At 62.7% G+C, this 6,563-nt stretch carries 5 protein-coding genes and 1 pseudogene; 2 read left to right on the forward strand and 4 right to left on the reverse strand.

What is annotated here, in order from left to right; all coding sequences use genetic code 11:
- Positions 1–101: 101 nt before the first annotated feature.
- A complete protein-coding gene (locus tag ACEN2J_RS20210) occupies positions 102–1,241 on the reverse strand; it encodes a tyrosine-type recombinase/integrase (RefSeq protein ID WP_442108492.1) in 1,140 nt (379 codons plus the stop codon).
- Positions 1,242–1,367: 126 nt separating this feature from the next.
- Here ACEN2J_RS20210 and ACEN2J_RS20215 point away from each other — a divergent pair.
- Together ACEN2J_RS20215 and scpB are read left to right on the forward strand one after the other, a co-directional pair.
- Positions 1,368–2,254: pseudogene (locus ACEN2J_RS20215) on the forward strand (DUF1403 family protein).
- Between the two features lie 3 nt (positions 2,255–2,257).
- Positions 2,258–2,854, forward strand: a complete 597-nt coding sequence (gene scpB, locus ACEN2J_RS20220) for an SMC-Scp complex subunit ScpB (RefSeq protein WP_442108484.1) — start codon at positions 2,258–2,260, stop codon at positions 2,852–2,854.
- Between the two features lie 16 nt (positions 2,855–2,870).
- On the opposite strand, the gene ACEN2J_RS20225 is transcribed toward scpB, so the two are convergent.
- The 3 genes from ACEN2J_RS20225 to ACEN2J_RS20235 form a co-directional block, all read right to left on the reverse strand.
- Complete coding sequence (locus tag ACEN2J_RS20225) at positions 2,871–3,881, reverse strand: TniQ family protein (protein WP_442108486.1); 1,011 nt, start codon at positions 3,879–3,881, stop codon at positions 2,871–2,873.
- On the reverse strand, positions 3,878–4,744 hold the full coding sequence (locus ACEN2J_RS20230; RefSeq protein ID WP_442108488.1) for a TniB family NTP-binding protein: 867 nt from the start codon (positions 4,742–4,744) through the stop codon (positions 3,878–3,880). Before ACEN2J_RS20230 ends, ACEN2J_RS20225 begins: the two co-directional genes overlap by 4 nt.
- Positions 4,745–4,760: 16 nt before the next feature.
- On the reverse strand, positions 4,761–6,563 hold a 1,803-nt coding region (locus ACEN2J_RS20235), incomplete at its 5' end, for a Mu transposase C-terminal domain-containing protein (protein WP_442108490.1).

Below are 6,563 nucleotides of genomic sequence, written 5' to 3' on the forward strand. Positions count from 1 at the left end.
TGTCGCGTTTAGTTCCCGATTTCAATTGAAGCAGTAAGCTGAAACTGAAGCGCTGGAATTTCATCTTAGCGCTTCACCAAATACGTCAAGAATCCTGGGCATCACAGCCCTGCGGCTTTGGTTAGGTTCACTCGGAACCTGTCGCGCCTGCGCTGATAGCGCCGGGTCATCTCGGCCGACGCATGTCCGAGTTGCTTTTGAACATAGCGCTCATCAACCTCTGCCGACGAGGCGAGCCCGGCGCGTAAGGAATGGCCGGAGAACATTGCCAGCCGTTTGGCGTCCGGCAGATCGGACCTGACGCCGCTTTTTAGAACGGTCGCTTTGATCAGTCGCGCGACGTGCTTATCGGAGAGGCGCGCCTCGAGGGCGCTTTTGCCATCCCGGGAGATGCGCACGAAGACCGGCCCAAAGTCGATGCGTCCGAAGTGTAGCCATTGCTCAAGTGCGTGGACGGGACAGGTCTGGTCGCTTGAGCCGCGCCCGACCTCAACCTCGCGCCACCCGGTCTTGGCGTTAAGCGTCAGCAGCGCGCCTTTGTCGAAGATCTCGAGCCAGCCGCCGCTGTCGGGGGTATCGTCCTTGCCGTGGTCCAGGCTGACAATCTCGGACCGGCGCAGACCGCCCGCATAGCCCAGAAGCAAGATCGCCCGGTCTCGAAGCCCGCGGAGATCGAAAGGAAGGGTGGCCACCATGGCCTGGATGTCCTCAGGCAAGATCGCCTCCTTCTGGACCGGCGGGCGCGCATGCTTGCGTTTGATCCCGGCCAGAACGGTGGCGATGTGCCGGTCCTTGCGATCAAGAGTGAACCCGCGCTGCCTGTAGTTCCAGGCAAGCCCCGAGAGACGGCGCTCGATCGTGGAGACCGAAAGGGCAGGGGCCTTCTCGGCTGGTGCAGCAAGATCAGCTACATAAAGTCCAACCATCTCGGGCGAGGGGGGCAGAGGTTCTGTGCCTTTCAGCCGGCACCAGCGGGTGAAGTGTTTCCAGTCGGCGGCGTAGGCCTTGTTCGTATTCCCAGCCGTCGAGGCCTCGGCGTAGTCGCGGGCGGTATCGATCAGCCGGTCGAGCGCGCCGGAGCTGACCACATGGGCGGGCAGAGCGATTGAGGCTCCGTCCCGAGAGGTTCTCTCGTCGCGCTCGTCACTGGTTGGCACGGTATGGGGTGCTGAGTTCGAAATCTCAGACTCAGACCCGCAAGAACCCGCGATTTTGGTGCTGTTATTTGTGAGACTACCCATGTTTTTGAGCATATCATTTTTACGTCCGATAACGCAAGGTTATTGGACATTACTGAGAACGGAAAGCCGGGGCGGTTACTACGCTATTCGCTGGCACAAAGCGCCGCATAAGTGTAGGCTCTGTGCATGACATTTGCCCGACAGGATCACGAAAGCGGCCTCGACACGTTACCCCGGATGCCATCCTGGGTCACCTCCGCACGGTCCGAAACCCTTGAAGATGTTGCGTTTTTGTCGGGCGCGGCGCTCGGGCATCTTCATCTTGTGCTGGGACGCGAAGAGGTGCCCCAGACCTTGTTGCGAGAGCGGCTGGCCCTACGCGCCGCAGAGGCCTGCGTGACACTTTCTGGTCGGACGGAGAGAGCGGGGGAATTGCGCGACATGGTGAACCTTCTGCGCCCGGGCGATCTGCCAGGACCGGCCGGTGAAACCTACCTGGCCTGGCGGCGCGCGGTGGAGCGGGCAGTGTCGGTCAAGGCTCTGGGTCGAGCCTTGCCGGCCGTCGATCTGGGCCAGATCGCCACGTGGTTGGATGCGGGAAATGGGGCACCGCTGACCCGTGCCGCGGTGGTGCTGGATGCTGTCCTGACGGAGGCACCCCGTGCCGAAGTCCCGGCGTTGATCCTCGCGGACGCCACCCTCGCCCAGGCGCTTGGTTGGGATCATGTCGTGCCGCTGCTGGCCGCGGGTTTGAAACGCACAGACCTGCGCAAGCGGGGCCAGGATTTGCGCCTAGCCTGTCATCGCGCTGTGACCGCATCCGCAGTCGAGGCCACGCGTCTGGCTGTCGACCTCGCGCGTCGGGCTGCGCTTTTGAAAGGGGTTGCACCAAAGCTTCGGGCCAAGGGGGCTGGGGATGCGGTCGAGATCTTCCTGACACAGGACGCGGTGGCGCGCCCGGTGCCTTGCCTTTGCCGGATCGCGCTGCGCGGCGGCTCTGCGACCGGCTGGTTGACCTCGGCGCGGTGCGCGAGCTGACTGGCCGCGACACCTTCCGGCTCTACGGGGTCTGAGCGATGGCCAAGGATGGACCCGACACCGAGCTTGACCGCGAATTGCCTAACCTGCCGAAGGAGCTGCGCTGGCGCGAATGGATGCGGCGGATCGAGGCGGTGCTGTTTGCCTCTGCCTTGCCTGTAGCGCGCGAGGATCTGGCGCGCGTGGTGGGGCAGGCGGCCTCGATTGATCTTCTGTTGGAAGACCTTGCCGCTGATCTGGAAGGGCGGGCGTTCGAGATTGCCATGGTCGCAGGGGGGTGGATGTTCCGGACGCGGACCGCTTACGCGCCTGCGATCCGCGCCGCAGCGGATGTCGGGGACCAGTTGCTGGACCTGAACGAGTTCGACGTCGCGATTTTGGCGGCCATCGCCTACCACCAGCCGATCACCCGCGACGGGCTGAAGGATATCTTCGGCAAAGAGATCAGCCGGGACCTGATCGGGCGGCTGCATGCGCAGGGTCTGATTGGAACTGGGCCGCGCGCGCCGCGTCGTGGTGCCCCCTACACCTTTGTGACCACAGACGCGTTTCTCGCGGCCTTCGGGTTGGAGAACTTGCGCGACCTGCCAGATCCTGAACAGCTGAATGACGCCGGGCTGGTCGCGCGCGCCTGAAATCCACCGGGAATTCTCACAGCGCTGGTCGCTTCTGATGAAGCCGCGCGGCCGCTTGAACGAGATCTGCCAAATCCGGGCCAGCGGTGGTGGGGCAAGGCCCAGCTTTGGGCCGAGGCAGGACGGCATCGCTGAATGATGTGACCAGTCCGCTCCAAGCTGGCGCAGCCTGAGCGACGCGTTTCCAATAAGAGATCGTGGGACTTCTTCGCGTTCCGAAAGGCGTCGACCGCCCTTCCGTCAATTGCCGAAACAGATGATAGCGATCTCGATGAGGGAGGCGCGCGATGGACATGCGCTGTTTACCAAATTGAAAGCAGGCGGATCCAAGCAGGTCCGACAGTGATCGCCCCGCTGCCATCCGATGCCCTGCTGTATGCAAACGAAGCAGATCGTCGATTAGGCGCTCAAGGCGCTGAACCGCATCAGCGGCAGGACGGGTGCGTTTGCAGAGCGCCCCGCCGCACAAGGCGCAGATCTGATGCGGCACAAGACGCTTCTGGCTGAACGGAGCCAGTCCGCGCCCGCAGGATGGGCACCTGTCCCGAAGTCGGCAGCCGTGGCGAGCGCAAGAGACTCGTGTGGCCAAGCTCCAGCCTCGGCGAAAATATGGCGTTTCGTCTTCTGCCAGACAAGCCGGACAGAATTGCAGCCAGGTAACCTGCCTCCCGGGTGCGCAGGTCTGCTGAGACCCTGGCCGCAGGGGCAAACGCAGCCCGGGCAAAGGGTCGGGAGCAACGGTCAGAGCCGCGATGTCTTCCAAGGGTATGTGGGTATGCTCCCCCAAAAGTCGCAGGATGCGATCGGGCAACGCCCGATCAAGCCGTGCCGACCAGTTCTCACCCGGCGCTCCGAGAAGCGCACCGAAATAGCGGGGAGGTACGCCGTTGGCGTAAGCGAGGCGGTGCAGCCAACTCGACAGAAGTTCACCAGGTGCGGGCATAATGCCGATCGGCCAACGGCTTCCCGCCGCACTTGCATACCGCTCTGCAGGCATGATGGAGATCTCGGTCGGCCCAAATCTCATGTCATCTCGTGACGCAAAGTGGAATTGCGGCGCCGCGAGAGAGGCACATAGCCGAGGTCTGACAGGGTTGCGCCCGTGATCCGATCCTCACCGCGCGAGATTGCCGCAACTGCGGCCCGGGTGACGATCTCGACAACCTCGCCGATCAGCCCCTCTGACAGATCATGGATGATCTTCGCCAAGGGTTCGCGCGACAGATCGGAGGCTTCGGCGAGCGGCAGACTGGCTTCCAGGCTGTCGAGAAGCGTCGCGAACTCCTCGTCATACGCCCATCGTGGAATGGGGATCGTATCGAAACGTGAGCCCATTTCGTCCGTGTCATGCACCGCATCGTAGATCGCGATTTCGCCGACAAGGACGGGTGAGATGTCATGCACCCGTGCGATCCGCCGCAAGAACGAGAAGATGGCCTTCACATCCTGGCGCCGCCCGCGCAATGCGCTGTGGAACTCGTCGAAGATCAAAAGGCGCGGCTTCAGGCGCTCCAGAAGATGATCCACCTGATCGCCGGCGCGGGACAGGCTGCGCCAGCCAGCGGCTTGTGGTGCGCGCAATCCGGAAAGGATGCTGGCATAGAAATGCGACAGCCCTGCACCTTCCCGGGTCTGGATCACCCACACCTTTTGCTGGTCGGCGGCACGCAGATGTTCGACGGCGAAGCGTTCGGCGATCATGGTTTTGCCGTTGTGGTAGGAACCGGCAAGCAGCAAACCGCGTGGGCGCAGGGATGGCGGTCGCTCAAGCAGCAGTCGCATTGCGTCATGCGCCGCGCCGGCGGCCGGATGACTGATCCAGCGCGGCGCGCGAACATGGGCAATCCGCACTGCGTCATCGGCCTGCAAGAGCGGGACGGCGGCGGGCATGAGGTGGTCCGGCACCTTACCAATCCTCGACAGGGAAGACCCGCCGCGGACGATCCGGGTCGAGCTTTGCCTGGGCCGAGGCGGAAGGCGCAGCGAAGTCGGCATAAGGCTTCTTTGCCTCGGTGGCATGCCGGGCGCGGGTCATCTCCTTCAACCGGCTTTTCGGGGTTTTGGCGGCGGCAACAGTTGCGGCGATTTCGCGTCGGATGGCTGATGCCTCCTGTACAGGGCGCCGCTGGATTTCACGCCGCTGCTGTCGATCCGCCTGGTGCTGCCAAAGCGTGATCGGCTCGGCCAGTCCGTCCCGTCGCCTGACCGGCCGCCAGGCCTGCGTATCCGGATCCTTGACGTAGACATGGCTGATGTCGCGAGGATCATAGCACAGGTCGAGCGGCTCCAGCCGGTCACGACGCGCAACCAGCGGGCCAAGCCAAGGCTCGAAATAGTCGATGGCGAAGAGACTGATGCCCTGAGGTGAAATTTTCCGCGTCTTGCGCGGCAGGAAATTGAGCAGCACATCGACAGGTGCATCGATCGGCCGGTCTTTCGGCTGGAACCGATCTTCCCACTCTTTCGCCGGAACGGTCAGCTTGCGCGCATTCTGGCTCAGGTTGTGGTCGATGATCGAGAGCGCGATGCAGCGTTCAAGATCCGCGAAGCTGAGCCGTGCCCGCGCTTCCGAGGCATAGTCGCCCCGATCCGCGATGGAACGCCCTGTCTTCCCCGGCAAGGCGCGTAGCGCCGTGTTCACTTTCCCCAGCAGGCGTTCGACGACTCCGCCCCGATGCACGGTGCCCTTGTTCCGCATGCGTATGGCGATGCCATAGTCCTCGCATCCTCTGCTGAAGGTGCCGCTCTGGAACTCCTTGGCGGAATCGACGACGATCTGCTTCGGGCGACCATGCATCGGCCAGGCATGATCGATGCCGCGTTCTGCCAGCCAGTCAATCTTGCAGCACATCGCGTGCGCAAGACAAAGCGCCACAGACAGTCGTGACGGCCGCTCGAGGGTCAGGCAGAAGCCGGTGATCGCGCTCGTGGCCACATCTGCAGCGATGGTTAGATAGGGGCGACCAAAGAAGACGCCGTAGTCATCAATCACCTCGACAAAGTGGATGTCTGCCGGCGTGTGATCGATCTGGACAATGTCGAGCGCGTGGTTAGCCCGGATGTAGCCTGGTCGCGGCTTCAGCCGGTGCAGGTGTTTACTATCTGACAGGCGGCGGCGGGCAATTTCTTCCGGGGCGAACAGAGTGGGGATCCGCCGGGCGACAGTGACATAGGCGGGTGGAGTGTGCCCTTCCTCTGCGCAGCGGGCGCGGATCTCTTCAACGATCGGTGCAAGGTCTGGCTGCTCGGGGCAAAGCCACATCTCCCGCAGGGTCGTCGCGATGATGCTCTCGACCGCGAGGCTGATCCTTGATTTCCTTGTCCCACTCGTTCGCGGCAGCAGGGACGACACCCTGCGTTCTTCTCGATACCGCGCCAGATAGTTGTAGACTTGGCGGGTTGAGAGCCGCAGCTCGGATGCCGCGCGCACCACGGCCTCACGCACCGGCGCCGCTCCATCAAGAATCCGGTCCAACTCGCGCGCGATCCGCGTTGCCTTGGACCACGCTTCATCCGAGGCATGCCCTCCGCCAGACGTCATCGATATGAAACTTTCGAGACCGGCTGGGCCGTGCGCCAACAGGGTGGCCACTTGCTGAAACACGGAACCAAAATTGAAGCCCTTAGCTGAAAAATGATCTACGATATCGCGGTATCTTCCAGAAATCACGTAATAATCATGTGCTGAAATGGTGAAGAAAATGCGACA

It is taken from the genome of Pseudorhodobacter sp. W20_MBD10_FR17, from assembly GCF_052119765.1.
Classification (GTDB): Bacteria; Pseudomonadota; Alphaproteobacteria; order Rhodobacterales; family Rhodobacteraceae; genus Pseudorhodobacter.

Bases quoted from the DNA above. Each gene is read 5' to 3' on its own strand.
- ACEN2J_RS20230 (WP_442108488.1), bottom strand. From the start codon at position 4,744: ATGCCCGCCGCCGTCCCGCTCTTGCAGGCCGATGACGCAGTGCGGATT.
- scpB (WP_442108484.1), top strand. From the start codon at position 2,258: ATGGCCAAGGATGGACCCGACACCGAGCTTGACCGCGAATTGCCTAAC.
- ACEN2J_RS20225 (WP_442108486.1), bottom strand. From the start codon at position 3,881: ATGAGATTTGGGCCGACCGAGATCTCCATCATGCCTGCAGAGCGGTAT.
- ACEN2J_RS20210 (WP_442108492.1), bottom strand. From the start codon at position 1,241: ATGGGTAGTCTCACAAATAACAGCACCAAAATCGCGGGTTCTTGCGGG.